Origin of the sequence: Sphingomonas sp. NPDC092440 (assembly GCF_044754985.1) — a bacterium.
Taxonomy (GTDB): domain Bacteria; phylum Pseudomonadota; class Alphaproteobacteria; order Sphingomonadales; family Sphingomonadaceae; genus Sphingomonas.
Genome location: NZ_JBIVQA010000001.1, coordinates 119,794 through 144,215 on the forward strand (window position 1 = coordinate 119,794; position 24,422 = coordinate 144,215).

General features: G+C 68.4%; 30 protein-coding genes. 11 read left to right on the forward strand and 19 right to left on the reverse strand.

Annotation, left to right across the window (positions count from 1 at the left end):
• Positions 1-66 precede the first annotated feature (66 nt).
• The 7 genes from ACIQCS_RS00565 (at position 67) to ACIQCS_RS00595 (ending at position 5,631) form a co-directional block, all read left to right on the forward strand.
• Positions 67-1,386: an arylsulfotransferase family protein gene (locus tag ACIQCS_RS00565; RefSeq protein WP_345850401.1), complete on the forward strand. Its 1,320-nt coding sequence runs from the start codon at positions 67-69 to the stop codon at positions 1,384-1,386.
• On the forward strand, positions 1,377-1,583 hold the full coding sequence (locus tag ACIQCS_RS00570; RefSeq protein ID WP_401529782.1) for a hypothetical protein: 207 nt from the start codon (positions 1,377-1,379) through the stop codon (positions 1,581-1,583). The genes ACIQCS_RS00565 and ACIQCS_RS00570 overlap by 10 nt, the downstream gene beginning before the upstream one ends.
• Positions 1,580-1,954, forward strand: coding sequence for a hypothetical protein (locus ACIQCS_RS00575; protein WP_345850404.1), 375 nt, complete (start codon positions 1,580-1,582; stop codon positions 1,952-1,954). Before ACIQCS_RS00570 ends, ACIQCS_RS00575 begins: the two co-directional genes overlap by 4 nt.
• On the forward strand, positions 1,938-2,963 hold the full coding sequence (locus ACIQCS_RS00580; protein WP_345850405.1) for a sulfotransferase: 1,026 nt from the start codon (positions 1,938-1,940) through the stop codon (positions 2,961-2,963). The genes ACIQCS_RS00575 and ACIQCS_RS00580 overlap by 17 nt, the downstream gene beginning before the upstream one ends.
• A gap of 115 nt (positions 2,964-3,078) precedes the next feature.
• On the forward strand, positions 3,079-4,095 hold the full coding sequence (locus ACIQCS_RS00585; protein WP_345850406.1) for an SMP-30/gluconolactonase/LRE family protein: 1,017 nt from the start codon (positions 3,079-3,081) through the stop codon (positions 4,093-4,095).
• Between the two features lie 76 nt (positions 4,096-4,171).
• Entirely contained in the window at positions 4,172-4,915 is a 744-nt protein-coding gene (locus ACIQCS_RS00590; RefSeq protein WP_345850407.1) for an NUDIX domain-containing protein, read from the forward strand.
• Positions 4,912-5,631, forward strand: a complete 720-nt coding sequence (locus tag ACIQCS_RS00595; RefSeq protein WP_345850408.1) for an extensin family protein — start codon at positions 4,912-4,914, stop codon at positions 5,629-5,631. The genes ACIQCS_RS00590 and ACIQCS_RS00595 overlap by 4 nt, the downstream gene beginning before the upstream one ends.
• A 120-nt stretch (positions 5,632-5,751) precedes the next feature.
• Here the strand turns inward: ACIQCS_RS00595 and ACIQCS_RS00600 are convergent, their stop codons facing one another.
• Positions 5,752-6,303 carry a hypothetical protein gene (locus ACIQCS_RS00600; protein ID WP_280279326.1) on the reverse strand — a complete coding sequence of 184 codons (552 nt, stop codon included), beginning with the start codon at positions 6,301-6,303 and terminating at the stop codon, positions 5,752-5,754.
• 422 nt (positions 6,304-6,725) lie between these two features.
• Here ACIQCS_RS00600 and ACIQCS_RS00605 point away from each other — a divergent pair, with 422 nt between their 5' ends.
• A complete protein-coding gene (locus ACIQCS_RS00605; protein ID WP_401529785.1) occupies positions 6,726-7,292 on the forward strand; it encodes a CHAP domain-containing protein in 567 nt (188 codons plus the stop codon).
• Between the two features lie 92 nt (positions 7,293-7,384).
• Here ACIQCS_RS00605 and msrB read toward each other — a convergent pair whose 3' ends face one another.
• The 4 genes from msrB to ACIQCS_RS00625 all read right to left on the reverse strand — a co-directional run bounded on the left by msrB (position 7,385) and on the right by ACIQCS_RS00625 (position 11,578).
• A complete protein-coding gene (gene msrB / locus ACIQCS_RS00610; RefSeq protein ID WP_345850410.1) occupies positions 7,385-7,870 on the reverse strand; it encodes a peptide-methionine (R)-S-oxide reductase MsrB in 486 nt (161 codons plus the stop codon).
• A gap of 78 nt (positions 7,871-7,948) precedes the next feature.
• The gene (locus ACIQCS_RS00615) at positions 7,949-9,184 is read right to left on the reverse strand and encodes a cytochrome P450 (protein WP_345850411.1); all 1,236 of its coding nucleotides are present in this window, start codon (positions 9,182-9,184) and stop codon (positions 7,949-7,951) included.
• A gap of 232 nt (positions 9,185-9,416) precedes the next feature.
• Entirely contained in the window at positions 9,417-10,649 is a 1,233-nt protein-coding gene (locus ACIQCS_RS00620) for an ABC transporter permease (protein ID WP_345850412.1), read from the reverse strand.
• Positions 10,646-11,578, reverse strand: a complete 933-nt coding sequence (locus ACIQCS_RS00625; RefSeq protein WP_345850413.1) for an ATP-binding cassette domain-containing protein — start codon at positions 11,576-11,578, stop codon at positions 10,646-10,648. The genes ACIQCS_RS00620 and ACIQCS_RS00625 overlap by 4 nt, the downstream gene beginning before the upstream one ends.
• Positions 11,579-11,725: 147 nt before the next feature.
• On the opposite strand from ACIQCS_RS00625, the gene queG reads away from it, so the two are divergent.
• Complete coding sequence (gene queG / locus ACIQCS_RS00630; protein WP_345850414.1) at positions 11,726-12,775, forward strand: tRNA epoxyqueuosine(34) reductase QueG; 1,050 nt, start codon at positions 11,726-11,728, stop codon at positions 12,773-12,775.
• Here the strand turns inward: queG and ACIQCS_RS00635 are convergent.
• The 3 genes from ACIQCS_RS00635 to ACIQCS_RS00645 are packed head-to-tail and all read right to left on the reverse strand — an operon-like array spanning position 12,772 to position 14,623.
• Positions 12,772-13,545 (reverse strand): class I SAM-dependent methyltransferase, encoded by a 774-nt coding sequence (locus ACIQCS_RS00635; RefSeq protein WP_345850415.1) that lies wholly within the window; start codon positions 13,543-13,545, stop codon positions 12,772-12,774. The genes queG and ACIQCS_RS00635 overlap by 4 nt on opposite strands.
• Positions 13,542-13,934 carry a hypothetical protein gene (locus ACIQCS_RS00640; RefSeq protein ID WP_345850416.1) on the reverse strand — a complete coding sequence of 131 codons (393 nt, stop codon included), beginning with the start codon at positions 13,932-13,934 and terminating at the stop codon, positions 13,542-13,544. Before ACIQCS_RS00640 ends, ACIQCS_RS00635 begins: the two co-directional genes overlap by 4 nt.
• A complete protein-coding gene (locus tag ACIQCS_RS00645; protein ID WP_345850417.1) occupies positions 13,931-14,623 on the reverse strand; it encodes an EI24 domain-containing protein in 693 nt (230 codons plus the stop codon). Before ACIQCS_RS00645 ends, ACIQCS_RS00640 begins: the two co-directional genes overlap by 4 nt.
• 56 nt (positions 14,624-14,679) lie before the next feature.
• Between ACIQCS_RS00645 and ACIQCS_RS00650 the strand changes: the two genes are divergently transcribed.
• A complete protein-coding gene (locus tag ACIQCS_RS00650; protein ID WP_345850418.1) occupies positions 14,680-15,678 on the forward strand; it encodes an adenosine kinase in 999 nt (332 codons plus the stop codon).
• Positions 15,679-15,778: 100 nt separating this feature from the next.
• On the opposite strand, the gene ACIQCS_RS00655 is transcribed toward ACIQCS_RS00650, so the two are convergent.
• The 11 genes from ACIQCS_RS00655 to hisB all read right to left on the reverse strand — a co-directional run bounded on the left by ACIQCS_RS00655 (position 15,779) and on the right by hisB (position 23,537).
• Positions 15,779-17,320 carry an amino acid permease gene (locus ACIQCS_RS00655; protein ID WP_345850420.1) on the reverse strand — a complete coding sequence of 514 codons (1,542 nt, stop codon included), beginning with the start codon at positions 17,318-17,320 and terminating at the stop codon, positions 15,779-15,781.
• Positions 17,321-17,776: 456 nt separating this feature from the next.
• Complete coding sequence (locus ACIQCS_RS00660; protein ID WP_345850422.1) at positions 17,777-18,106, reverse strand: SMR family transporter; 330 nt, start codon at positions 18,104-18,106, stop codon at positions 17,777-17,779.
• 58 nt (positions 18,107-18,164) lie between these two features.
• Positions 18,165-18,881: an MgtC/SapB family protein gene (locus ACIQCS_RS00665; RefSeq protein WP_280279314.1), complete on the reverse strand. Its 717-nt coding sequence runs from the start codon at positions 18,879-18,881 to the stop codon at positions 18,165-18,167.
• A gap of 144 nt (positions 18,882-19,025) precedes the next feature.
• Entirely contained in the window at positions 19,026-19,403 is a 378-nt protein-coding gene (locus ACIQCS_RS00670) for a histidine triad nucleotide-binding protein (RefSeq protein WP_345850424.1), read from the reverse strand.
• Between the two features lie 108 nt (positions 19,404-19,511).
• On the reverse strand, positions 19,512-19,829 hold the full coding sequence (locus ACIQCS_RS00675; protein ID WP_345850425.1) for a phosphoribosyl-ATP diphosphatase: 318 nt from the start codon (positions 19,827-19,829) through the stop codon (positions 19,512-19,514).
• A gap of 58 nt (positions 19,830-19,887) precedes the next feature.
• Positions 19,888-20,091: a hypothetical protein gene (locus tag ACIQCS_RS00680; RefSeq protein WP_345850426.1), complete on the reverse strand. Its 204-nt coding sequence runs from the start codon at positions 20,089-20,091 to the stop codon at positions 19,888-19,890.
• Between the two features lie 36 nt (positions 20,092-20,127).
• Positions 20,128-20,385 carry a PEP-CTERM sorting domain-containing protein gene (locus ACIQCS_RS00685; protein WP_345850427.1) on the reverse strand — a complete coding sequence of 86 codons (258 nt, stop codon included), beginning with the start codon at positions 20,383-20,385 and terminating at the stop codon, positions 20,128-20,130.
• 124 nt (positions 20,386-20,509) lie between these two features.
• Positions 20,510-21,280: an imidazole glycerol phosphate synthase subunit HisF gene (gene hisF, locus ACIQCS_RS00690; RefSeq protein WP_345850428.1), complete on the reverse strand. Its 771-nt coding sequence runs from the start codon at positions 21,278-21,280 to the stop codon at positions 20,510-20,512.
• Between the two features lie 226 nt (positions 21,281-21,506).
• A complete protein-coding gene (gene hisA, locus ACIQCS_RS00695) occupies positions 21,507-22,232 on the reverse strand; it encodes a 1-(5-phosphoribosyl)-5-[(5-phosphoribosylamino)methylideneamino]imidazole-4-carboxamide isomerase (RefSeq protein WP_345852065.1) in 726 nt (241 codons plus the stop codon).
• Between the two features lie 11 nt (positions 22,233-22,243).
• Complete coding sequence (gene hisH, locus ACIQCS_RS00700; protein WP_345850429.1) at positions 22,244-22,846, reverse strand: imidazole glycerol phosphate synthase subunit HisH; 603 nt, start codon at positions 22,844-22,846, stop codon at positions 22,244-22,246.
• A 103-nt stretch (positions 22,847-22,949) separates the two neighbouring features.
• A complete protein-coding gene (gene hisB / locus ACIQCS_RS00705) occupies positions 22,950-23,537 on the reverse strand; it encodes an imidazoleglycerol-phosphate dehydratase HisB (protein WP_280279307.1) in 588 nt (195 codons plus the stop codon).
• 71 nt (positions 23,538-23,608) lie between these two features.
• Between hisB and ACIQCS_RS00710 the strand changes: the two genes are divergently transcribed.
• Positions 23,609-24,097, forward strand: coding sequence for an SspB family protein (locus tag ACIQCS_RS00710; RefSeq protein ID WP_086128528.1), 489 nt, complete (start codon positions 23,609-23,611; stop codon positions 24,095-24,097).
• Positions 24,098-24,422 lie beyond the last annotated feature (325 nt).

The window sequence follows — 24,422 nt, forward strand, 5'->3', positions numbered from 1 at the left end:
TGCCCCGGGGGACAAGGGCGGATGGTTCGGGATCAGCAAGTTCAAATGGAAGCGCGGGGCAGCGCATTGGAACGCCTGCTTGCCCGGCCCGTGCCCTTGTGGACCCTCGCCCTGACGCTGCTGCTCGTTCCGCTCGCCGCGATGGGCATGGGCGCGATCGTCGATGGCTGGGAGAAGTCGGGCGCGGTCGGTCGCGCGGCGATCATGCTGGCTCGCGTCCCGGATACGATTCAGCACCTGTTCCGCAGCAACGCGCCCTATTTCCACGGCGCCTATGAGAAGCTGCCGGGCGGCTTTGCCCGCGATCCGGGGTTCGTCGATGCCGGCTATGCGCTGATCTCGCCCTTCGAGCCCCGGCGCAAGCGATCGGTGGTGCAGTTGATCCGTCTCGCGGACGGCGCGGTGGTGCGCGAGTTCGTGCCCGATGTCGATGCCGCCAATGCCCGCTCGCGCTTCGCTTCCGCGCTCACCGACCTGCACCGCGACAAGAATGCCGCGCGCAACCGGCTGATGCATCCGCTGCTGCTCGCCGATGGCAGCCTGGTGCTGCACGACAGCTCGCCGCTCGCCCGCTACGATGCGTGCGGCAAGCTGCTCTGGTCGCTCGACGGCATCTTCAACCATTCCACCGAGCTGGGCCCGGACGGCGACCTGTGGGTGCCCTATCGCTACCCGGTGCCGCGCGAGCCCGGGGTGAAGCCCGATTTCTGGGACGATGCGGTGGCGCGGGTCTCGCCCGAGGGGAAGCTGCGCAACGTCGACCGGATCGCCGACATCCTCGAGCGCAACGGGCTGGGCAGGCTGTGGCGCGGCCGGCCCTATGTGCAGGACCCCTTCCATCTCAACGATATCCAGCCGGTGATGGCGGACGGAAGGTTCTGGAAGAGGGGGGATTTGTTTCTCAGCATCCGCAACCTCTCGCTGATCGCGCTCTACCGGCCGGCGACCGGTGCGATATTGTGGTGGAAGATCGGCCCGTGGCGCTTCCAGCACGATGTCAGCATCCTCGACGATCACCGCATCTCGGTGTTCGATAACAACACGCTGATGGGCTATCCGGACGAGCGCGTGAACGGGCACAACCGCCTGCTCGTCCACGACCTGTCCAGCGGCGAGACCAGCTCGCCCTGGGACAGGGGTTTCGCCGCCAACCGCATCGCCACCCGCGCCCAGGGGCGCGGCACGCCGCTCGCCAATGGCGACGCGATGATCGAGGAGACCGAGCAGGGCCGCCTCGTCCGCATGTCGCCCGAAGGCGCGGTGCGCTGGCGCTACATCTCCGCCGATTCCGCCGAGCGGCGCATGGCCCTTTCCTGGGCGCGCTATCTCGATCCCGCCACCGATGGCCCCGCCATTCAAGCTACGGTGAATGCCAAATGTTCGTGAAACTTCTCAGACCCCTGTCGATCGCCCTCGCCCTCTCGGCACCGCTCGCCGCCCAGGCCTATACCGGGCCCGGGCTCGGGCTGGGAGCGATCGGAGTCGCCTTCGGGCTGATCGGCTCGATCCTGCTCGCGATCGTCTCGGTCGTCTGGTATCCGATCAAGCGGCTGGTCCGCCGCATCCGCGGGCGTGCCCGGTGATCCTGTTCTTCCTCGCCCTTGTCGCGGTGCTCGAGCTGGCCCGCGCCCTGCCGCTCATCCCGGCCTTTCGCGAGCTTGCCGCCTGCGGCCAGCATGCCATGCGGCTGATGGCCAGGCGGGGCGTTTCGGACTGGGGCAAGGAGCGGGCGCTCCGGATCCTTTCGGGCCGCATGTTCGCACGGACGATGCGTGCCGGCGGCTTGCTGCTCGCCGCCGCCGCGCCCCTGCTCATGGTGCTGGCACTCGACGCCAACTGGCCGGAAATCGGAGCCTTCCGGACGGACTGGACGGCAAGGCTCGCGTTGATGCCCTTCACGCTCGGCTATGCCGTGCTGCGCTGGCAGGTGATTCCGCGTGTACAGCGGAGCTGACCGGCTCCTCCACCGCATCGCCCTGGGTTCACCCGCGCTGCTCGAAGCGACCTTCGACATCGAGCGTGCCACCCATCGCGGGAAGATCGCCGCGGTGCCGATCCGGCGCCCGGTGTTCATCGCCGGGCTGGCGCGCGCGGGCACCTCGATCCTCACCCGGCTGCTCCACCAGGGCGGCGGCTTTGCCGCGCCGTCCTATCGCGACCTGCCGTTTCCGCTCGCGCCGAACAGCTGGGCAAGGCTCGGCGGCAAGCGGCACGTCGAGGCCAGCGAACGCGGTCATGGCGACGGATTGACGCATGATCTCGACAGCCCCGAGGCGATCGAGGAGGTCTTCTGGCGCGCGCTGGAGGGAAAACGCTATCTGCGGCGCGACGGGCTGGCGCCGGCCGCGCCGGATCCCGAGACGCTCGCTGCCTTTCGCGACTATGTGCGCCTGGTGCTGCTGCGCCATGGCGGCGCTCGCTATCTGTCGAAGAACAACAACAACATCCTGCGCCTGGAAGCGCTCGCCACCAGCTTTCCCGATGCGCTTCTGATCCATCCGTTCCGCGATCCGCTGCAGCAGGCGCTGTCCTTGCTGTCCCAGCATCGCCGGGCGGCCCGGCTGGCGGGGGAGGACCCGTTCCGCCGCCGTTTCATGACCTGGCTCGGCCATCACGAATTCGGCGCCGACCACCGGCCGTTCCTGTTCGACGGCGCCCCCGGCCGCGACGAGGACCCGACTGGCGTCGGTTACTGGCTGAAGCTGTGGGACAGCGTGCACCGCGCGCTGCTCTCGGCGCCGGCCCGGGTGCGGGAACGCCAGTTCTTCGTCGACTATGACGCGCTGTGCGCCAGTCCGCGCCGCTATGCGCCCCGGCTTGCGGTGCTGGTCGAGGCGCCGATCGCTTCCGCCGCGTTGCGGGCGGCGGAGCCCCGCCATGCCGAAGCAGATCCGGCATTGCTGGCGCGTGTGGCGGAGACCCATGCGGCGCTTCGCGCGTGTTTCCGCGCGCGCTTCGACTGACCGGGTATTTCCCCTCGCACTCGAAGGAAGGATTGCGCGCCATGCGGCGGATCGCGACGATATACTCCCCGGCGCTTGTGGATCGGACGATTCCGCCGGCTGGACGGAGAAGAAGATGACCGAGACGACGCGTCGCGCGATGCTGGCCGGCCTGGCGGCACTGCCCCTGGCGCCGCGAGTGGCGCTGGGCGAGACGGTGGGGAGCATCACCCGCCTCGATCCGGCGCTCGACGCGCTGATCGACACGGCCAGCCCGATCGAGGTGATCGCCACCGGGTTCCGGTGGGCCGAGGGGCCGGCATGGGTGAGGAAGGGCGGCTATCTGCTCTTCTCCGACGTGCCGGCGAACATCGCGTATCGCTGGCGGGCGGGCGAGGGCGCCCGGCCGTTCCTCGATCCCTCGGGCCTGGCCGGGCCGATCCCGGCGGGGGTGCGCGAGGCGGGTTCGAACGGAATGGTGATCGATGCCCGTGGCGACTTGCTGATGGCCGATTCGGGCACGCGCGCCATCGCCCGGGTGGACCTGGCGACCCGGCGGAAGACGATCGTCTGCGGCGCATTCGAAGGCAGGAAGTTCAACAGCTGCAACGACCTGGCGATCGGACGCGGCGGGATCCTCTATTTCACCGATCCGCCCTATGGCCTGGCCGAGGGCGATGCCTCGCCGCTCAAGCAGCTGGCGTTCAACGGCGTCTACAGCGTCCGTCCGGACGGCAGCGGGGTGCGGCTGATCGACAAGAGCCTGAAGCGGCCGAACGGCATCGGCGTCTCGCCGGGGCTCGACCGGCTCTATGTCAGCCAGTCCGACCCCGCGAATGCGAAGATCTTCCGTTGCGAACTGGCGGCGGACGGCTCGGCGAGAGGCGGGCTGGCACCGTTCGTCGACTTCTCGGCGGAAGTGGCGCGCAAGCTGCCGGGGCTGCCCGATGGCATGAAGGTGGCGAAGAGCGGCCATCTGTTCGCCAGCGGCCCGGGCGGGATCCATGTGATCGCGCCGGACGGCAGGAAGCTGGGGTTGATCGCGCCCGGCAAGGCCGCCGCCAATTGCTGCTTTGGCGAGGACGGGCGAACGCTGTTCGTCACCTCGTCCGACATGGTGGCGAAGGTGCGGCTGAAGGTGGCGGGGTGGTAGCGTTACGGCTCCTTCCCCAGCAAGCCGGGGGAGGAATTGGGTGTCCATCCCTGAGCGCACGACCTACATCCGTCCCATGACCGACGAACAGGCGATTCCCGCCGCCACCGTGATCGTGATGCGCGAGACCCGGGACGGGCCGCCCGAGCTGCTGATGGTGGAGCGGGCCCGTGCCATGTCGTTCGCGGGCGGCGCGCTGGTCTTTCCCGGCGGCCGCGTCGATCCGGGCGATTTCGTCCTGGCGGGCCTGCATGCCGGCGATGTCGAGGAGAATGCCGCGCGCATCGCCGCGATCCGCGAGACGCTGGAGGAAGCGGGCGTCGCGATCGGCCTCGATCCAGCCGGGGAGGTGATCGCGCTACGCCAGCGCCTCTATGCCGGCGAGCCGATGGGCGAGTTGCTGGACGAGGCCGGCGCCGTGCTCGCGCTGGACCGGCTGGTGCCCTTTGCGCGCTGGCTGCCCAGGGGCGTGCACCACAAGGTGTTCGACACGCGCTTCTACCTGGCCCGCGCGCCGGAAGGGGCCGAGCCGCAGGTCGACGGCAACGAGAATGTCCGGGTCTTCTGGGCGCGCGCGCGCGCGGTGCTCGACGCCGCCGACCGGGGCGAGGTGCACATCATCTTTCCCACCCGCCGCAATCTCGACCGGCTGGCGCTGTTCGCCAGCTATGACGATGCCGTCGCCGATGCCCGTGCCCATCCGATCCGCACCGTCACGCCCTGGATCGAGGAACGCGATGGCGAGCGCCATCTGTGCATTCCCGACGATCTTGGCTACCCGATCACCACGCAACCCCTTGACCAGGCGATCCGCATGTGAGGCGGGGGCGCCACGCCGCGACGGCGGCGATCCCGCTCGCCGCGCTGCTCGGCGGATCGCTCCTGGCCTGGGTGGCGCTGCGCGACCGTCCGCAGGACTTGCCCTGGACCCGGCTCGATCTGGGCCAGCCGATCGGCATCTTCACTGGCCGCAAGCTCGCCGGATTGACCGGCGACCATGCCCGGTGCCGGGCGCTGCTGCGCGCCGCGGGGGTGCGCTATGCGGCGCTGGCCAGCGTCACTGGCGACGCGCCGCAATGCGGCTATGCGGACGGGGTGCGCCTTGCTCCCGGCGGGTCGCGCGGGATCGGCTTCGTGCCGGCCAGCCCGGGCATCTCCTGCCCGGTGGCCGCGGCGCTCTCGCTCTGGGAATGGGAAATCGTCCAGCCGGCCGCGCAGCGGCATTTCGGCGCGGCGGTCGTGCGGATCGAGCATCTTGGCAGCTATGCGTGCCGGCGCATGTACGGCCGCAGCGAGCATGCGACTGCCGATGCGATCGACATCGCCGCCTTTCGCCTGGCGGACGGGACGCGGATCGGGGTGGCCGAAGACTGGGAGGAGGGCGGAGCAAAGGCCGCCTTCCTGCGCGAAGTGCGCACCGGGGCCTGCCGGCTGTTCTCGACGGTGCTCTCGCCCGACTATAACGCCGCGCATCGCGATCACTTGCACCTCGACGAGGCGGAGCGCGGGGAATGGGGATGGCGGGCCTGTCGGTAGGCCAGGTCTCGGCGCCAGGTCCGTCATCTTCCGCTCCACCGTCATCCCCGCCTGTACGGGGATGACGGGAGGAAGAAGACAAAGGGAATCCCTCCCGCAAGCAGGAGGGGAATTGGGAAATCAGTGCGAGAGCGACGCGGTGTCGACCTTCTCCACCCAGGCCGGATAGAAGCTCGGCTGGCGGTTCGACCAGCCCGAGGCAGTGGCGGCGGCTTCGCTGATCGACTGGAGCAGCTTGCGGCGCAGGTCCGGATGGAGATGCGGCAGCGCCGCCGCGGCGCAGAAGGCCGAGGGGAGCCAGGGGCGCACTTCGGCGCCGATCAGCCGCTCGTAGAGGAAGCGGAAGCTCGAGAAGCTGGTCAGGCGGCCCTGGCTCAGGTCGAAGGCGGCGATGGCGACGAGCGGCGACATGAACGGCTCGATGGAATCGAAGTCGCTGTCGTCGGGCATCAGCGCGCGGACTTCGTGGAGGCGCTCATAGACATGCGCCTGGGCGCGGATGCTGGCGGCCTCGACCACGTCGCGCGACCAGCGCGCCATCGCGTCCTCGCGGTCCAGCCCGATGTCGAGCGAGCGGCGCACATAGCGCTGGGTCGCCGCGCTGAAACCCGCGAATTCCTTCATTTCAGCCAGCGTCATCGCGCCTTCAGCCGGTTTTGCCCGTGCTCCCATAGCTCAATACTCCCACCCCATATCGTGACCCTCCGAGACCGATAGTGCGGCAATATGGTTAACGAGCCGCTGAACCAGTCGTCGTCCCCTGTTCATTATAGGAAACCAACTGATTCCGCGGCGCAACATGCATGCGATGAACCGAAGTCCCGCTTGTGGAAAACTGCGCATAGTGATGGGCTTGCAGGGGGCAGCTGCCCATCCGGGGCGTATCCGGGTCCGGGTTCGCCCGTAGGGCCCGGCGGGTCGCCAGCGCGCGCCGGCGGCCGGTTTCCGGGCATGGTTCCTCGCGAATCAGGGCGAATCAGCAGGTCATCGGCTCGTCGCAACGGTTCGTCCCATCGACCGGCCGCGGCCCTATACTTCCGTCCTATGATCTGGTCAGTCGCTGTTCATCAGACTGCTTCCTGACCGGGGGGTCCATGAATTTCCGTGTTTTCGCAGCGCGTTTCGCGCTGATGGCTGTTTGCACCCTGATGATGGCCGCCCCCCAGGCGGCTTCGGCCAAGGGCCGTACCTTCTGGCAGTGCGCGCCCTATGCCCGCGAAATCTCCGGCGTGAACATTCACGGCAATGCCTGGACCTGGTGGTCGCAGGCCGCCGGTCGCTATCAGCGCGGCGAGACTCCGAAGGTCGGTTCGGTGATGTCGTTCCAGCGCACCGCCCGCATGCCGCTCGGCCATGTCGCGATGGTCAGCCAGGTCGTCAGCGATCGTGAAGTGCTGCTCACCCATGCCAACTGGTCGCGTGCCGGCGGCATCGAGCGCAACGTCCGCGCCGTCGACGTCTCGCCCGAAGGCGACTGGAGCGAAGTGAAGGTGTGGTTCGCGCCGACGGGTGGCCTCGGTACTTCGGTCTATCCGGTCAACGGCTTCATTTATTCGGGCGGCGCGCCGCACGACATCGACGACGATTTCAAGCCGTCGCTTGACCTCGACCTCAGCGACCTGATGGCGGAAGCGAAGAACGAGACGCCCGACGCGGGCTGATCGCTTCGACAGGTTGGAACGCGAAGGCCCGGCATCGCCCTGGCCTTTTCCTGTTCGCTCCCCTCTCTTCCAGGGAGGGGAATGGAAGGGGACTATCCTTTCGCCACGAACGCCAGCGCCGCGCCGTTCATGCAATAGCGCTTGCCGGTGGGCGGCGGCCCGTCGTCGAAGACATGGCCGAGATGCCCGCCGCAGCGCCGGCACAGCACTTCGGTGCGGCGCATGCCCAGCGAATTGTCGGCGCGGGTGATCACTGCCTTGGGCAAGGGCTGCCAGAAGCTCGGCCAGCCGGTGCCGCTGTCGAACTTGGTCGTCGAGGCGTAGAGCGGCAAGGCGCAGCCGGCGCAGGCGAAGGTGCCGGCGCGGTGCTCCTTGTTGAGCGGGCTGGTGAAGGCCCGTTCGGTCGCGCCCTGGCGGAGCACCTGATAGGCCAGCGGGCTCAGCCGCTTCCTCCATTCGGCATCGGTGAGCGTGAATTCGAACTTCTGCGCGGCTTCGGCAGGCGCGCCGCCACCGCACGCGGCAGTGAAGGCGCCGATGCCGGCAATGGTGAGGAAGGCGCGGCGGTCGGTATGCATGGCGAACCTCTCGTTATTGCGACGATATAGGTTCGTACGAAGGCGGGGAAAGGTTGCACCCCTTCCGCAACCTGACCCTCAATAGCGTGTCAGCTCCACCGCCATCTTCTTGTACCCGTGCACGAAGCAGGCCGCGACGCGTTCGGGCTCGCGCAGCACGTTCGCGCGCAGGCGACGCCTGGCCATCTCCTCCATCAATATGCCGATCTGCAGCTCGGCGAGACGCGCGCCCACGCAGCGATGGATGCCGTGCCCGAAGGCGAGGTGGCGCCGGGCATTCTCGCGGTCGACGATGATCCGGTCGGCATCGGGGAAGATGCTCTCGTCGCGATTGGCCGAGAGATACCAGAGGCCCAGCTTGTCGCCCGCGCGGATCTTGTGGCCGTCCAGCTCGGTATCCTGCGTCGCGGTGCGGCGCATGTGCGCGAGCGGGGTCTGCCAGCGGATGATCTCTTGCGTGGCATTGCCGATCAGGCCCGGATCGGCCTCGAGCTTCGCGCGCGAATCGGGGAATTGCTCGAGCCCCCAAGCATAGGCACTCATCGAGTTGCGTGTCGTGTCGTTGCCGCCGACGATCAGCAGGATCAGGTTCCCGAGGAACTCCATCTGGTCCATATGGCTCATCGCGTCCGAATGGATCATCATCGAGATCAGGTCGGGCCTGGGCTCCGTGCCCAGCTTGCCCTGCCAGAGATTGCCGAAATAGGCGGCGCATTCGAACAGGATCTGGCGCCGCTCCTCCTTGCGCACGGGATCCTTGGCGATCTCGATATCGCCCGCCCAGTCCGACCAATAGGTAAGCTTGCGCCGCTCCTCCCAGGGAAAGTCGAACAGCAGCGCGAGCATCTGGGTGGTCAGCTCGATCGAGACGCTGTCGACCCAGTCGAATTCCTGGCCGACGGGCAGCGAATCGAGGATCTCGGCGGTGCGCATGCGAATATTGTCGCTCATCCGCACCATCTCGCTCGGCGTGAAGGCGGGGGCGACGGTGCGGCGCTGGTCGGTATGCTTGGGCCGGTCCATCGCGATGAACATCGGCATCTTGATATCGCCTTCCTGTATGTCGGCGATGGTGATGCCGCCGGCCTCGGACGAGAAGATGTCGGGCAGCGACTCGACCTGGACGATCGGCTTGTAGGTGGCAATCGACCAATAGGGGCCGAAGCCGCTGTTCTCGCAATGATAGATCCCGCCCCGGGCGCGCAGCTCGCGGAACGGCGCCTGCCACACATCGTCGCGGTAGAGCTCGGGCCGGCTGACGTCGAGCGGATCGACGGCTTCGGGGATTCCGGCTTCGGTCACAAGCGTAGCCATGCTGCCTCTCCTGGCGTTTGCCCGGAGGAAACGCCTAATTGACAGAAGTGTCAATAGTGGGAGGTGGCTGACCGTCTCATTCCTCCCCCAGCTTGTCTGGGGGAGGGGGACCGCGACGCGAAGCGGCGTGGTGGAGGGGCGGCGGTGGCGCGCCGCCGTCTGCCCAGCTACCCCTCCACCATTCGCTGCGCGAATGGTCCCCCTCCCCGAGCGAGCTCGGGGAGGAATTTAATCAGATGGCCGCTTCGATCTTCGTCCGGCGCTTGGGGCTGCCTGACTTGAGTACGCCGCGGCGGAACACCCGCGCGCCCACCGTGATGATGATCGCCACCCACAGCGCCTGCCAGGCCAGCGCCAGCAGGTGCGGCCAGATCGCCGGCTGGCTGCCCGCCAGCCCGATCATCGCGAAGGGCGAACTGAACGGAAAGAGCTGCGCCGCGGTGGCGATCCAGCTGTCCGGCCGCGTCGCCGCGCCGAGCGCGAGGCCGAACATCATCATCTGGAAGATGGTGATCGGCAGCGAGAGCATCTGCAGCTCGCGCTGGGTGGAAGTGAGCGCGCCGATGCTGAGGAACATCGCGCCGAGCAGCATGTAGGACATGGTGAAATAGGCGATGAAGAGGAAGGCATAGGCGGGCGCGCCGATCGCCGCGACGAGGCTGGGGAAGCTGCCGGCGATCTCGGGCGGCAGCAGCCTGGTCGCGTTGATGATGATCGTCGCCCAGAACAGCACGAACAGCACGGCGGCGCCGAACATGCCGATCAGCTTGCCGAAGAACACGCTCTCCAGCGGCACGGCCGCGGCCAGGATCTCGATCACCTTGTTCGAGCGTTCCTCGGCCATGGTGCCCACGGCCTGGCCCGAGAGGAACAAGGTGAGGAAGAACATCGCGAACACGCCGATCGAGGCGGCCTGGCCGCGCCCGCTGGGCGAGCCCTGGCCGCGCTTCACCACCGTCTGGGTGACAATGCTGGTGGGTGCGGCGCTGCCCAGCTTCTGGGCGCGCAGGCTCTGTTCGGCCAGTTGCGCGAGGAACTGCGCCTCGGTCCAGCCGCGGCTGGCATAGAGTATCTCGGGCTTGTCGAGCGGGCCGAAGAGCACCGCCGCGGTATCGACCTTGTCGCTGTCGAAATAGGCGCGCGCCTGGGCGGCGGGATCGCCGGTCGGGGCCTCGATGGTGAGCGGCGGCGGCATCAGCTCGCTCTTCTTGGGGAAGAGCGAGCGCAGTTGCTTGTCGGTCTCGAGCAGCGTGGGCGCCTGGGCGGGCGGCGCGATCACCACCATCCGCATCTGCGAATCGTCGCCGACGATCGACTGGGCGCCGATCCCGCCGACCGTGCCGAAGCCGATCATCAGCACCGGGGCGAGCAGGAAGAGCAGGAAGGTGGGAGTGAACACCGTGGCAGTGAAATCGCGGCGGGCGACGGTGAGCGCCTGGCGCAAGGTGCGTGCGAAGCTGCTCATGCGGCTTCCTCCTGATCCTGGTCCCGCAACGCATCTTCGCCGACGATCTTGACGAAGGCGTCGTGCAGCCCCGGTCGTTCGATCGACAGGCCGGAGACGCCGTAGCCGCCGTCGATCAGCTTGACGAGCAGCGCCTCGATGCCGTCCGCCGGCAGGGTAAAGCGCCAGCCATCGCCTTCGCGCACGGCGTCGGCGGGGAGCAGGCTGGCTGCACCCTCGACATTATGGTGCGGCGTGTAATGCGCCTTCATCGGGAGCATGGCGCGGGCGTCGTTCACCGTGCCTTCGAAGCGGACCTTGCCGCCGGCGATGATCGACAGCCGGTCGCACAGGCGCTCGGCATGGGCCATGACATGGGTGGAGAACAGGATGGTCGCGCCGCGATCGCGCTCGGCCCGGATCAGCCTTTCGAGCTTTTCCTGATTGACCGGGTCGAGGCCGGAGAACGGCTCGTCGAGGACGAGCAGCTCGGGCTCGTGCACCACCGAGCCGAGCAGCTGGACCAGCTGGGCCATGCCCTTGGAGAGCTTGCGGATCTTCTCGTCCTTGGCATGGCCGAGGCCGGCATTGTCGAGCAGCGCGTCGGCGCGCTTGCGCCCCGTCGCCCAGGGCAGGCCGCGCAGCGCGCCCATGAAGGCGATCGCCTCGCGGCACTTCATGTTGGGATAGAGGCCGCGCTCCTCGGGCAGATAGCCGACCAGGTCGCTGGCGTCGCGCGGATGGGTGCGGCCGAGCATGGTGCGGGCGCCTTCGTCCGGCTCGATGATGCCGAGCAGCATGCGCAGAGTCGTGGTCTTGCCGGCGCCGTTCGGGCCGAGCACGCCATAGACGAGGCCCTTGGGAACCGCGATGTCGACGCCGTCGACGACGCGCCGATCCCCGAAATATTTGACGAGCCCCCGGGCGCTTACGGCCAATTCGCCAGACAAAAGAGTGTCTCCATCAGTGCCTCGGCCACGCCGAGGACGGCACCAGCCCGCTCCCCCACCCGGCCACCCATAGAATACTGCCCTTGGGTGGCCGGGTGGGGGAGCGGGCTGGTGCCGCAAACCACGAAAACGTGGTAGCGGGTCCGCGTGGAACAGCACAAGCCACTGGAAGCGCGAATAAAGGCCAAAGCGGCGGAAATCGGGTTCGCCGATTGCGGGATCGCGCGCGCGGACGCCGCACCGAAGACCGTCGAGCGGTTGCGCCAATGGCTGGAGGAGGGGCGCCACGGCTCGATGCTCTGGATGGAAGAGCGCGCGCATCACCGCGAGCGGCCGGCGGGGCTGTGGCCCGAAGTGAAGTCGGTGATCTCGCTCGGCATGAGCTATGCGCCGCGCACCGATCCGCTTGCCCTGGCGGGGGAAGGCGGGATCGGCCGCATCTCCACCTATGCCCAGGGCGCCGACTATCACGACGTGATGAAGCGGCGGCTGAAGGAGCTGGGGCGCTGGCTGGTCGGCGCCGCGCCCGGCGCGGAGCTCAAGGTGTTCGTCGATACCGCGCCGGTGATGGAGAAGCCGCTGGCCGAGGCGGCGGGGCTGGGCTGGCAGGGCAAGCACACCAATCTGGTGAGCCGCACCCATGGCAGCTGGCTGTTCCTGGGCGCGATCTACACCACGCTGGAGCTGGCGCCCGATGCGCCGGTGCGCACCACCTGCGGCAGCTGCGACGCCTGCCAGACGGCTTGCCCGACCGATGCGTTCCCGGCACCCTATCGGCTCGATGCGCGGCGCTGCATCTCGTACCTGACGATCGAGCACAAGGGGCCGATCCCGGAGGAGTTCCGCGCGGGGATCGGCAACCGCATCTATGGCTGCGACGATTGCCTGGCAGTGTGCCCCTGGAACAAGTTCGCCCATGCCGCCCAGGCGAACCTGGCCTTCGCGCCGCGCGCGGAGCTGACCGTGCCGGCGCTGGCGGATCTGCTCGCGCTTGACGATGCCGGGTTTCGCGAAGTGTTCTCGGGCTCGCCGATCAAGCGGATCGGGCGCGACCGGATGATGCGCAACTGCCTGATCGCGGCGGGCAATAGCGGCAGTGCTGCGTTGATCGGGCCGGTGCGGGCGCTGCTCGACGATCCCGACGAGACGGTGCGCGAGGCGGCGGGCTGGGCGTTGGAGCGGCTCGCCATCGGCTAGCCCGTGCGGCGCCAGGCGAACATCCGCGTCTCATAGGGGAAGGATATGGCATCGCGGCCGGCGAGCTCGGGCGTGGCGGCGATCAGCGCGCGGACCTTGGCGGCGATCTTCGCCCGCTCGGCCGGCGGCAGCGCCGCGATGAAGCTCACCGAGAGCGTGCGGTCCACGATCACCCGCTCGGGATCGCCGATATGGGCGTAGGGCACGCGCCGCTCGGGCAGCGCCGCGAAGCCGTCCGCCGGGAACAGCTTGCGCCAGGCGCCGCTGCGGTAGCGCGGCGCGTCGCCGGCATAGGGCTCGACCAGCGCCTCCAGCGCGGCCATCCACGGCACGCGCTCGTCGCGGACGTTCCAGATCAGGCCGAGCGTGCCGCCGGGGCGCAGCACCCGGCGCATCTCGTCGAGCGCGGCCCGATCGGCGAACCAATGGAAGGATTGCGCGCAGACCAGCGCGTCGACGCTGGCGTCGCCGAGCGGAATCGCCTGGGCGGTGCCGGCGATCGCGACCACCTGCGGATAGCGCACGGCGAGGAGGGTGCGCATCGCGTCCACCGGCTCCAGCGCCATCACCCGCGCCCCGGTCTCGATCAGGCGCGGCAGGAACTTGCCCGTGCCCGCGCCGACCTCGAGTGCCGTGCGCCCGGGCCCGAGGCCCAGCGTGTCGTGCAGCCAGGGGCCGACTTCGGCCGGATAGTCCGGCCGGCCGGCGGCATAGGTGTCGGCCGAAGTCGCATAGCCCGCCGCGGCGGCGCGATGCACCGTGTCGCTCACCGCCCGCCGGAGCGCCCGCCGCTGAGCGCGGCGACGCAGCTCGCCTCGTCGATCGGGCGGCCATCGCGCTGGCGGGCATCGACATGGGTGACCACCGGCTCGCCGCGGCCCTGGGGATAGAGATAGGTGTCGAGCACGCAGATCGGCCCCCCGAACTGGAGCTTGCGCGCGGTGCCTTCGCTCATGTCGAGCAGGGGCTTGCCGAAGCGCGCGATCAGGCGCGGGGCGGTGGCGCCGTGGATCGCGGTGAGATTGGCGGGCAGCGGCGTGCCGCCCGGCGCGGGCCGCGCGCTCGGCACCGGGACATAGCCGGCCCGCGGCGGCGGAATCACGCCGCCTCCGCCACAGGCGCCGAGCGCCAGTGCTCCGATCAGGATAAGTTTCTTCATGCCCGCCTCCCGCGGTGAAATGCATGGGTGGCCATCGCGGCTCCGAGCACCGGGGCGACCAGGTTCAAAATCGGGACGAGGAACAGTCCGGTGCTCGCGGCGCCCAGCGCGAAGCGGCTGATGCCGGTGCGCCGCCGCCAGCCACGCAATTCGTCGCGCCGCATGTGCCGCGCCGCGACCATGTCGCCCAGGTCGCGGCCGAGCAGCCAGCTGTTGACCAGGAAGAAGGCCAGCGCCGTGCCCAGGCCGGTGACGAGCAGCATCAGATATAGCGGCGAGAGCAGCAGGTTCACGCCGATCAGCCGCAGCGCCGAGCCCAGGCCCATCGCCAGCGCGCGGCCAAAGGGCAGGTCGTGCGCCCGGGCATGGGCACCGGGATAATGTTTCCGCTCCACCGCCGCGACCACTTCGTCGGCGAAGATGCCGATCACCGCCACTGCGATGGCGCGGAACATCAGCCAATGGGCGATAAGCACGATCAGTATCGTCGCGATGTCGGCAAAGGCGTCCGAGCCGCTCCAGCCCCCCAGCCAGGCCGCGATCCTGTCGGCGAGCGCATGCATGCCGAACCACAGGCCGACGCTCGCCGCGGCGAACAGCACCAATGTCAGGATCGCGGACTTGACGAAGACTGCCAGGATCGGCCGGTCGAAGAGCTGGCCCAGCGACAGGAAGAAGGCGTGAATCATTGCATCCTCTATTGCCCGCCACTACGGCGGCGGCGCAATCTTTTTGGAGCAACAGTTTGACCAGCCCGACTTATGACGTCGTCGCCATCGGCAACGCGATCGTCGATATCCTCGCCCAGGCCGAGGACAGCTTCATCGAGGAGATCGGCGTCGCCAAGGGCTCGATGCAGCTCATCTTCTCGCCCGAGGACGCCGACGCGCTCTATGCCAAGATGGGTCCGGGCCGCGAGATCTCGGGCGGTTCCGCGGCGAACACCGTGGCGGGCATCGCCGCGCTGGGCGGCCGGACCGCGTTCATCGGCCAGGTGGCCGACGACCAGCTGGGCCAGGTCTTCGCGCACGACATCCGCGCCGCCGGCGTCGATTTCGACACCGCCGTGCGCCCCGGCCAGCCCGCCACTGCCCGCTGCCTGATCTTCGTCACGCCCGACGGGCAGCGCACGATGAACACGTTCCTCGGCGCCTCGCAGTTCCTGCCGGCCGCCGCGCTGGACGAGGCGCTGATCGCCAATGGCGCGATCCTGTATCTCGAGGGCTATCTGTGGGATCCCGAGGAACCGCGCGCCGCGATGCGCAAGGCGATCGAGATCGCCCGCGCCGCCGGCCGCAAGGTGGCCTTCACTCTGTCCGACGTGTTCTGCATCTCGCGCCATGGCGATGACTTCCGCAAGCTGATCGAGGACGGGATGATCGACATCCTGTTCGCCAACGAGAACGAGCTGCTCGCGCTGTGCGAGCGCGAGGAATTCGAGGCGGCGGTGCAGCACCTGCACGGCAAGGTGCCGGTGCTGGTCGTCACCCGCAGCGAGAAAGGCGCGATCGCGCTGGTCGGCGACGAGCGGGTCGAGGTTCCGGCCGAGCCGATCGCCCGGCTGGTCGACACCACCGGCGCGGGCGACATGTTCGCGGCGGGCTTCCTCCACGGCCAGGCCCAGGGCCGCCCGGTGCGGGATTCGCTGCGCCTGGGCGCGCTCTGCGCCGCCGAGATCATCCAGCATTACGGCGCCCGCGCCGAGGTGGACCTGAAGGAACTGGCCGCCGAGAAGCTGGCCTGAGCGGTTAGCTCCTCCCCCAGCAAGCTCGGGGAGGAAGTTGAAGAGAAAAGGGCCGGAGGATCGCTCCTCCGGCCCTTTTCCTTGCCTGGAAACGGCGCCCTCAGCGGGTGCCGGGCACCGGCGGGTCCAGCTCGTCATAGGCTTCGTGCTCGGGCACGTCGACGATGCCGCGGCCGACATGGCTGCGCGAGCGGCTATAGCCGAAATAGACCAGCAGGCCGATCACCGCCCAGGAGGCGAAGAGGATGATGCTCTTATGGTCGAGCATCGCGAACAGAAAGACGCAGCCCAGGATCGAGATCGGCGCCGTCACCCACACGAACGGCGTCTTGAACGGACGCTTGCGGTTCGGTTCGGTCTTGCGGATCACCATCACCGCGATCGACACCGCGGCGAACGCGAACAGCGTGCCCGAGTTGGAGATGTTGGCGAGCTGGCCGACCGGGAAGAACGCCGCGAACAGCGACACCGCGATGCCCGTGATGATCGTGATCACGTGCGGGGTGTTGAAGGTCGGGTGGATCTTCGAGAAGGCGGCGGGGAGCAGGCCGTCGCGGCTCATCACGAAGAAGATGCGGGTCTGGCCGAACATCATCATCAGGATGACCGAGGGCAGCGCCAGGCCGGCGGCGAGGCCGAGCAGGTTGCCGATCTGCGGCCAGCCGATCTCGCGCAGGGTGAACGCCAGCGCTTCCTTCGAGCAGACCACGTCCTTGAAGCCTTCGGCCGCGCGGGCGGCGCACTGGGCGGCCAGCTCGCGGCTGCCCGGCTCGAGCGCATGGCCCATCGTGTCGGTCACCGGCTGGGTGCTGAGGCCCGGCGCGCCGATCACGCCGGCGGCGACGAGCAGGTAGAAGATGGTGCAGATGGCGAGGCTGCCGATCAGGCCGATCGGCATGTTGCGCTGCGGGTTCTTGGTTTCCTCGGCTGCGGTGGAGACCGCGTCGAAGCCGACATAGGCGAAGAAGATCGACGCCGCCGCCATGCCGACGCCGATGAAGCCGGTCGGCGCGAAGGGCGAGAATTGCGCGCTGTTCATCACCGGCACGGCCAGCACGATGAACACGGTGAGCGCAGTGATCTTGATCGCGACCAGGATGGCGTTGACCGTGGCGCTCTCCTTGGTGCCGATGACGAGCAGCCAGGTGACCAGGCCCGCGATCAGCATCGCCGGCAAGTTGATCATGCCGCCGTCAAAGGGCCCCGAGACCAGCGTGTTGGGTATGTTTATGTGGAAACTGTGCTCGATCAGGCCGACGACATAGCCCGACCAGCCGACCGAGACCGCCCCCGCGGCCACGGCATATTCGAGGATCAGGGCCCAGCCGACCATCCAGGCGATCAGCTCGCCCATCACGGCATAGCTATAGGTATAGGCCGAGCCCGAGACCGGGACCATGGCGGCCATCTCGGCATAGCAGAGCGCGGCGAAGGCGCAGACCACCCCGGCGATGATGAACGAGATCATCATGCCCGGGCCGGCCTTTTGCGCGGCTTCGGCGGTGAGAACGAAAATGCCGGTGCCGATCACCGCGCCGATGCCGAGCATGGTGAGCTGGAAAGCCCCCAGCGAACGGTGGAGCGATTTTTTCTCGGCAGTGGCGAGGATGGCATCGAGTGGCTTTACGCGCCCGAAGATCATTGGATGGTCCCCTCAACGGCGGTTTGTTCCGCCGCCCCTTTTGGATGAAAGCGCGGAGCCTAGCCGCAAAACCGGGGGAGGCAATCCTTTAGTGCCGCAAAGCGCCGAGTCGTGCGGCCGGGGTGCGCGGAAGTTTACGAAGTTGATGCCATGGGGGGCTTGTCTTCCGGGTGCCGGAGGGCCTGTCGCCGGGCCGGCACGGCGGGAGAGGGCGTGGAGCACCCATCCGGCCGGGGCCATGCCCCTCGCGCTCGTCGTTCCCGCCAGAGCGTGGATCCGGGGCCGGGCGGGCAGCAGGTGCAAGCAGGTTCCTTCCAATCCGGAGCGCGGTCGCGCGGAGGCATCGATATCCCGCGCTACCGTGGATTCGCGCCCTGGCGCGGATGACAGGGGTGGCGATCGGGTGGCGATCCCAGGGGAGCAGGCGAAATCCTACATTGCAAGTGCGGGTGCCGCTCAGTGCGCCGCCGCCCCGGAGAACAGGTTCAGCACCAGCACGCCGGCGATGATCAGTGCCATGCCGAGGATCGCCGGCAGGTCGAGCTTCTGGCCCTGGAATGCCCAGGCGATCGCCGCGATCAGCACGATGCCGACGCCGGACCAGATCGCATAGGCGATGCCGGTGGGAATCTCGCGCAGGGTGAGCGAGAGGAAATAGAAGGCGATCGCATAGCCGAGGATCGTGATCGCCGAGGGGAGGAGCCGGGTGAATCCCTCGGACTGCTTCATGAACGACGTGGCGGTGACTTCGGCGACGATCGCGACGGCGAGGTTGAGATAGCGCATGGCGGCGAGGCAAGCAGGTGGCGGCGCGCTTGGCAAGCGCGCCGGTCCGCCGCCGCGCTCAGTCGTGGGTCTGCACTTCCCAGGTGGCGTGCTGCACGGCATGCGTCCTGGCCAGATGCGCGACGATCGCATCCAGATCGGCATCGACCGCCCCGGTGCTGACCAGCGTCGCCCGGATCTCGACCAGATCCTCCGATCGCTCGGAGATCTCGGTATCGGCCACGGGGTAGCGCATCAGCTCCAGGTGATCGACGAGGAGATCGCGCAGTGCCGGCGCGTCGGCCGGATCGGCAGTGAGGATGACCGAATAGGTCGCCTCCAGCGTGCCGCCGGCCAGCGGGATGCGGTTGATCGCGTTCACGACGGGCCGCAGCAAGGTGTTGCCGGCCACCACGAAGACGGTGAGCGTCGCGGCCTCCGCCGCCATGTCGGTGCCGGCACAGGCGCCCACCGCCGCGGAGCACCAGAGCGTGGCGGCGGTATTCAGGCCGCGGACGTTCATGCCCTCCTTCATGATCACGCCCGCGCCGAGAAAGCCGATGCCGGAGACGATATAGGCGATCACCCGCACCGCCTCGACATCGCCGGCGAGCTTCTGGGCGAGGTCCACGAACGCCGCCGCGCCGAGCGCGACCAGCGCGTTGGTGCGCAGCCCGGCGGTGCGCTGGCGATACTGGCGCTCGGCGCCGATCAGTGCCCCCAGCACCAGGGCGAGCCCATAGCTGATCAGCGTGTCGAGATAGGAAGCGAGGTGGAAAGTGTGCTGGAAATGCATGACGCCCCCCGGATCAGGCGGTTTCGGCTGGCTCGAGAGCCCGGACAGATAGCGCAGTTGCCCGAAGATCGGACTCTCATTTCGTCGTCCCGGCGCGAGGCCGGGATGACGGCAGAAAATCAAATGCTTGTTCGAGTTCCCGACCTAGCGTGCCAGCATCGGGCCGAGCGGCTTGCCGGCGAAGATGTGGACATGGAGGTGCGGCACCTCCTGATGCGCGTCGAGCCCGGTATTGGCGAGCAGGCGATAGCCCGGCGCCACGAACCCGGCCTCGCGCGCGACCTGGCCGACCGCGCGGACGAAGCCGGCGATCTCCGTCTCGCTCGCCCGGGCGGAGAAATCGTCCCATGAGACATAGGCGCCCTTGGGGATCACCAGCACATGGTTCGGCGCCTGCGGGTTGATGTCGTGAAAGGCGAGGGCGAACTCGTCCTCGAACACCTTCCGCGACGGAATCTCGCCGCGCAGGATCTTCGCGAAGACGTTCTGGTCGTCATAGGGCTGGGTGGCGTCGATGGGCATGCGCGGCTCCTTTGCCCATCCAATAGCAAACCGTCATCCCGGCGAAAGCCGGGATCTCGGGCCGCATGGCGCCATTGCACGTGATCCCGGCTTTCGCCGGGATGACGGCTATTGGGGCCGCCCCGCCTTCTCCGCGATCCCCGACACGCCCTCGCGGCGGGCGAGCTCGGCGCGGACGTCGTCCAGGCCCAGGCCGGCATCGGCGAGCAGCACGAGCAGGTGGAAGACGAGGTCGGCCGCTTCCTTGGTGAGTTCCTCGCGATCGTCCCGGATCGCGGCGATCACCGTCTCCGTGGCTTCCTCGCCCAGCTTCTGCGCGATCTTGGCGCGGCCGCGATGGGTGAGCTTCGCGACATAGGAGCTGTCGGGGCTCGCCGTGCGGCGGGCACGGATCACGGCTTCGAGGGCGTCGAGGGAGTCGGCCATGGCCCCGGCTGCGGGAGCCGGGCGCGCCTGTCAATCCTTGGGCATCAATCCCCGCGGTTCAATCGCGGGGCGCGGTCTTGCGGAAGCGCGCGCGCAGCCGGCTGCGGACGAACCACACGCCGGCTACGGCGCAGGCGGCGAGCGCGAGGTCCGAAAGCTCGGGCATCGAGCGGGTGCCGGCCCGGCCGGTATGCGGCGGCTCGTCGGCGGCCAGGGCGGGCATGGCGGCGAGCAGCAGCAGGGGAAGCAGGGCGTTGCGCATGGCAGGCGAGCTTAGCCGCAACGCCCCGACAAATCGTTAACCGCGGCGACGGACCCGGCGCGCGGCCAGCGCGCCGATCGTGCCGAGCGCGAACAGGCCGAGCATGCCGGGTTCGGGAATCGAAGTGGGGCTGCCCGAGCCACCGCCGCTGCTGCTCGTGGTGCCGCCACCGCTGCTGCTGCTGCTGGAGGGCGTGCCCGGATCGACGGGCGGCTTGTCCATGGCGAAGGCGGGCATGGCCGAAAGGGTAGCGACGAGGCCGAACGCGGCCAGATTGGCGAAGGTACGGTTCATGGTCCTGGTTCCCTCTTTTGATTGTCCTCGAGAGGGAGCAAGAAGCCGGCCGCTTTGCGGATCCGGCGCATTTCCGTGGCTTTCGATGGTTAAGATACGCCTCGCGGAACTGGTAAATGTAAGGCTAACCGACAACCGGGCTTCGCACCGGGATGCCGGCCGCGGCCATTGCGCGATGGGCATCGGCGATGCTCGCCTCGCCGAAGTGGAAGATCGAGGCCGCCAGCACCGCGCTGGCATGGCCGTCGCGAATGCCCTCCACCAGATGCCGGAGGTTGCCGACGCCGCCGGAGGCGACCACGGGCACGGTCACCTGGTCGGCGATCGCGCGGATCAGTTCCAGGTCGTAGCCGTCGCGGGTGCCGTCGCGGTCCATCGACGTGATCAGCAGCTCGCCAGCGCCGAGATGGGCGAGGGCGAGGGCGTGCGTCACCGCGTCGATGCCGGTGGGCTTGCGGCCGCCATGGGTGAAGACTTCCCAGCCATTCGCGGTGCGGCGCGCGTCGACCGAGGCGACGACGCACTGGCTGCCCATCTTCTCGGCGATCTCGGCGACGATCTGGGGACGCGAGACCGCGGCGGAGTTGACCGCCACCTTGTCGGCCCCGGCCAGCAGCAGGGCGCGGGCATCCTCGACGCCGCGCGCGCCGCCACCGACGGTGAGCGGCATGAAGCAGACCTCGGCGGTGCGGCGCACCACGTCGAGGATGGTGCCGCGGGCTTCGTGGCTGGCGGTGATGTCGAGGAAGCAGAGCTCGTCGGCGCCCGCCGCGTCATAGGCGCGCGCCTGCTCGACCGGATCGCCGGCATCGACCAGGTCGACAAAGTTGACGCCCTTGACCACGCGGCCATTGGCGACGTCGAGACAGGGGATGACGCGGGCGCGGACGGTCATGCGATTTGCTCGCGATGGGGGGCGAGGGCGCCGGGAAGAAGGTGGTTCGCGCAGGGGCGCAGCGAGCGCAGAGAGCCATTGTTCGTGGTGAGCGCCGAGGCCGCGTCAGCGGCGGAAACTGGCGCGCGCTCTTCGCAGAGGGCGCCGCTTGCGCGGCGCGAGACATCTCTGCGCTCTCTGTGCTTCTGCGCGAACAAAATCTTCGCTTCTTCGCGTCCCGCGAACCTCATGCCCTGCCCACCTCGATCGCCCATTTGAGGTCGAGCCGGCCATCGTACAGCGCGCGGCCGGTGATCACCCCTTCCACGCCGTCCGCGACGTGCGGGCGCAGCGCATGGATGTCGGCGATGTCGGTCACGCCGCCGCTGGCGATGACCGGGATCGCGACGGCGCGGGCCAGGGCGACGGTCGCCTCGACGTTGCAGCCCTTGAGCAGCCCGTCGCGGCCGACATCGGTGAAGAGGAGCGCGGCGACGCCGGCATCCTCGAAGCGGCGGGCGAGATCGGCCACCGCCACGTCCGACACATCGGCCCAGCCACGGGTGGCGACCATGCCGTCGCGCGCGTCGACGGCGACGACGATGCGGCCGGGATTGTCGCGTGCCGCCTCGCGGACCAGGTCCGGATTCTCCAGCGCGGCCGTGCCGATCACCACGCGGCGGACGCCGAGGTCGAGCCAGCGCTCGATCGATTCGCGGTTGCGGATGCCGCCGCCAAGCTGGATCTTGCCGCCGAAGCGCTCGAGGATCGAGGATACCGCCGCGCCATTGACCGATTCGCCGGCAAAGGCGCCGTCGAGATCGACGACATGCAGCCATTCGGCGCCGGCCTGCGCGAAGATCTCCGCCTGGGCGGCGGGATCGTCGCCATAGACGGTGGCGCGGGCCATGTCGCCCTCGGCCAGGCGCACGACCTGGCCGGCCTTGAGGTCGATGGCGGGGAAGATGATCAGGCCATCCGGGTCTAGGGGCGCCAAGCGAGGAACCTTTCCATCAGCGCGATGCCGTAGCGCTGGCTTTTCTCGGGGTGGAACTGGACGCCGATCATGTTGTCGCGGCCGATCGCCGCGGTGACCGGGCCGCCATGGTCGGTGGTGGCGAGCACCGCGTCGCCGGTAAAGGCGAAGCTGTGCAGGAAATAGGCCTGGCCCGGCTCGATCAGCGAGTGGGACAGGGTGGGTACGACGTCGTTCCAGCCCATGTGCGGCACGCGGATGCCGGGGGCGGGCGCGATCGCGCGGACGGTGCCGGGGATCCAGCCGAGGCCGGGATGGCTGCCCATCTCTTCCCCCGCATCGGCCATCAGCTGCATGCCGACGCAGACGCCGAGAAAGGGCGCGCCCTGCCGGCGGACCCGCTCGTGCAGCGCCTCGACCATGCCGGGGATCGCCCGCAGCCCGGCGGCGCAGGCCCCGAAGGCGCCGACGCCGGGCAGGACGATCCGGTCGGCACCCAGCACCGTTTCCGGATCGGCAGTGACGGCGACGTTCGCCGCACCCGCCGCCTTCAGGGCGTTGTGGACCGAATGGAGGTTGCCGGCGCCATAGTCGATCAGGGCGATGGTCACATTCCCCTCCCGCTCGCGGGAGGGGCTAGGGGAGGGATCGACGTGGGTGAGGTGTCGTGACAGCCCCTCCCCCGACCCCTCCCGCAAGCGGGAGGGGAGATATTCACAGCACCCCCTTGGTGCTGGGCACCGCATCGGCCTTGCGCGGATCGATCTCCACCGCCTCGCGCAGCGCCCGGGCCAGGCCCTTGAACGCGGCTTCGGCGATGTGATGGTTGTTGGTGCCGTAAAGTGTCTCGATATGGAGCGTCAGCCCGGCGGTCTGGGCGAAGGAATGGAACCAGTGCTCGAACATCTCGGTGTCCATTTCGCCCAGCCGCTTCTGGCTGAACTCGGTCTTCCAGACGAGATAGGGGCGCCCGGAAATGTCCACCGCGACGCGGGTGAGCGTCTCGTCCATCGGCGAGAGCGCGTCGGCATAGCGCCGGATGCCCTTCTTGTCGCCGAGCGCCCGGGCGATGGCTTCCCCGATCGCCAGCCCGGTATCCTCCACCGTGTGGTGCTGGTCGATATGCAGGTCGCCCACTGTCTTCACGTCGAGATCGATCAGCGAATGGCGGCTGAGCTGCTCGAGCATGTGATCGAAAAAGCCGATCCCGGTGGAAACGGCATAGGCGCCGGTGCCGTCGAGGTTGACGGTGACGTCGACGGCGGTCTCGCTCGTCTTGCGGCTCACGGTGGCGGTGCGCATGGCGTCCCACATAGCGATGGTTGCCGCGCATGCAATCTTGACCGTGCTGCCGGGGACGCTACCCAAGGGGCATGACCGGCAACGTGCCCGATAGCCTGATTCCCTATGATGAGATCGTGCAGGAAGCCCTGCGCGCCGTGGTCGGCCGCGTGCTCGGCTCGGTCGCCGATTCGGGCGGAAACCTGCCCGGCGGCCATCATTTCTACATCACTTTCAAGACGCACGCGCCCGGGGTCGACATCCCGCAGCGGCTGATCGATCGCTTCCCGGACGAGATGACCATCGTCCTGCAGCATCGATTCTGGGACCTGAAGGTCGACGACAATAAATTCTCGGTGGGCCTGAGCTTCAATCAGGTGCCGGCGATGCTCAACATCCCCTTCTCGGCGATCACCGGCTTCCACGATCCGGCGGTGAATTTCGAGCTGCGCTTCCAGGCGGCCGATGGCGGCGACGAGCCCGAGCCGCAGCATGACGAGGCCGAGAATGACGAGCCGCCGGCCAAGCCGGTCGAGGACGGCTCGAACGTCGTCTCGGTGGACTTCAAGCGGAAGAAATAGGGCAGCGCTCGCGTCTTCGAGGGGCGCGTCGCTTCGGATGTTCCGTCACCCTGAACTGGTTTGGCGCTTGTCCCCTTGGGACAAGGGGTGTCCAATAGCCGTCATCCCCGCGAAGGCGGGGATCCATCTGGCTGTGTGAGCCGATGGAGCGGCAACGGTGACCTCAATGGATCCCCGCCTTCGCCGGGATGACGGAAGGGTATTTGCCCCAAGGGGCCAGGCGCCAACTTGTTTCGGGGTCCGACGCGCCACGGGCGATATCCTTCGCGGCACTTTGGATGCTGAAACAAGTTCGGCATGACGAGGGGCGCGGAGGCTCGAATCT

Bases quoted from the DNA above. Each gene is read 5' to 3' on its own strand.
- ACIQCS_RS00570 (WP_401529782.1), top strand. From the start codon at position 1,377: ATGTTCGTGAAACTTCTCAGACCCCTGTCGATCGCCCTCGCCCTCTCG.
- ACIQCS_RS00585 (WP_345850406.1), top strand. From the start codon at position 3,079: ATGACCGAGACGACGCGTCGCGCGATGCTGGCCGGCCTGGCGGCACTG.
- ACIQCS_RS00590 (WP_345850407.1), top strand. From the start codon at position 4,172: ATGACCGACGAACAGGCGATTCCCGCCGCCACCGTGATCGTGATGCGC.
- ACIQCS_RS00600 (WP_280279326.1), bottom strand. From the start codon at position 6,303: ATGGGAGCACGGGCAAAACCGGCTGAAGGCGCGATGACGCTGGCTGAA.
- ACIQCS_RS00605 (WP_401529785.1), top strand. From the start codon at position 6,726: ATGAATTTCCGTGTTTTCGCAGCGCGTTTCGCGCTGATGGCTGTTTGC.
- msrB (WP_345850410.1), bottom strand. From the start codon at position 7,870: ATGCATACCGACCGCCGCGCCTTCCTCACCATTGCCGGCATCGGCGCC.
- ACIQCS_RS00615 (WP_345850411.1), bottom strand. From the start codon at position 9,184: ATGGCTACGCTTGTGACCGAAGCCGGAATCCCCGAAGCCGTCGATCCG.
- ACIQCS_RS00620 (WP_345850412.1), bottom strand. From the start codon at position 10,649: ATGAGCAGCTTCGCACGCACCTTGCGCCAGGCGCTCACCGTCGCCCGC.
- ACIQCS_RS00640 (WP_345850416.1), bottom strand. From the start codon at position 13,934: ATGAAGAAACTTATCCTGATCGGAGCACTGGCGCTCGGCGCCTGTGGC.
- ACIQCS_RS00645 (WP_345850417.1), bottom strand. From the start codon at position 14,623: ATGATTCACGCCTTCTTCCTGTCGCTGGGCCAGCTCTTCGACCGGCCG.
- ACIQCS_RS00655 (WP_345850420.1), bottom strand. From the start codon at position 17,320: ATGATCTTCGGGCGCGTAAAGCCACTCGATGCCATCCTCGCCACTGCC.
- ACIQCS_RS00660 (WP_345850422.1), bottom strand. From the start codon at position 18,106: ATGCGCTATCTCAACCTCGCCGTCGCGATCGTCGCCGAAGTCACCGCC.
- ACIQCS_RS00665 (WP_280279314.1), bottom strand. From the start codon at position 18,881: ATGCATTTCCAGCACACTTTCCACCTCGCTTCCTATCTCGACACGCTG.
- ACIQCS_RS00670 (WP_345850424.1), bottom strand. From the start codon at position 19,403: ATGCCCATCGACGCCACCCAGCCCTATGACGACCAGAACGTCTTCGCG.
- ACIQCS_RS00675 (WP_345850425.1), bottom strand. From the start codon at position 19,829: ATGGCCGACTCCCTCGACGCCCTCGAAGCCGTGATCCGTGCCCGCCGC.
- ACIQCS_RS00680 (WP_345850426.1), bottom strand. From the start codon at position 20,091: ATGCGCAACGCCCTGCTTCCCCTGCTGCTGCTCGCCGCCATGCCCGCC.
- ACIQCS_RS00685 (WP_345850427.1), bottom strand. From the start codon at position 20,385: ATGAACCGTACCTTCGCCAATCTGGCCGCGTTCGGCCTCGTCGCTACC.
- hisF (WP_345850428.1), bottom strand. From the start codon at position 21,280: ATGACCGTCCGCGCCCGCGTCATCCCCTGTCTCGACGTCGCCAATGGC.
- hisB (WP_280279307.1), bottom strand. From the start codon at position 23,537: ATGCGCACCGCCACCGTGAGCCGCAAGACGAGCGAGACCGCCGTCGAC.
- ACIQCS_RS00710 (WP_086128528.1), top strand. From the start codon at position 23,609: ATGACCGGCAACGTGCCCGATAGCCTGATTCCCTATGATGAGATCGTG.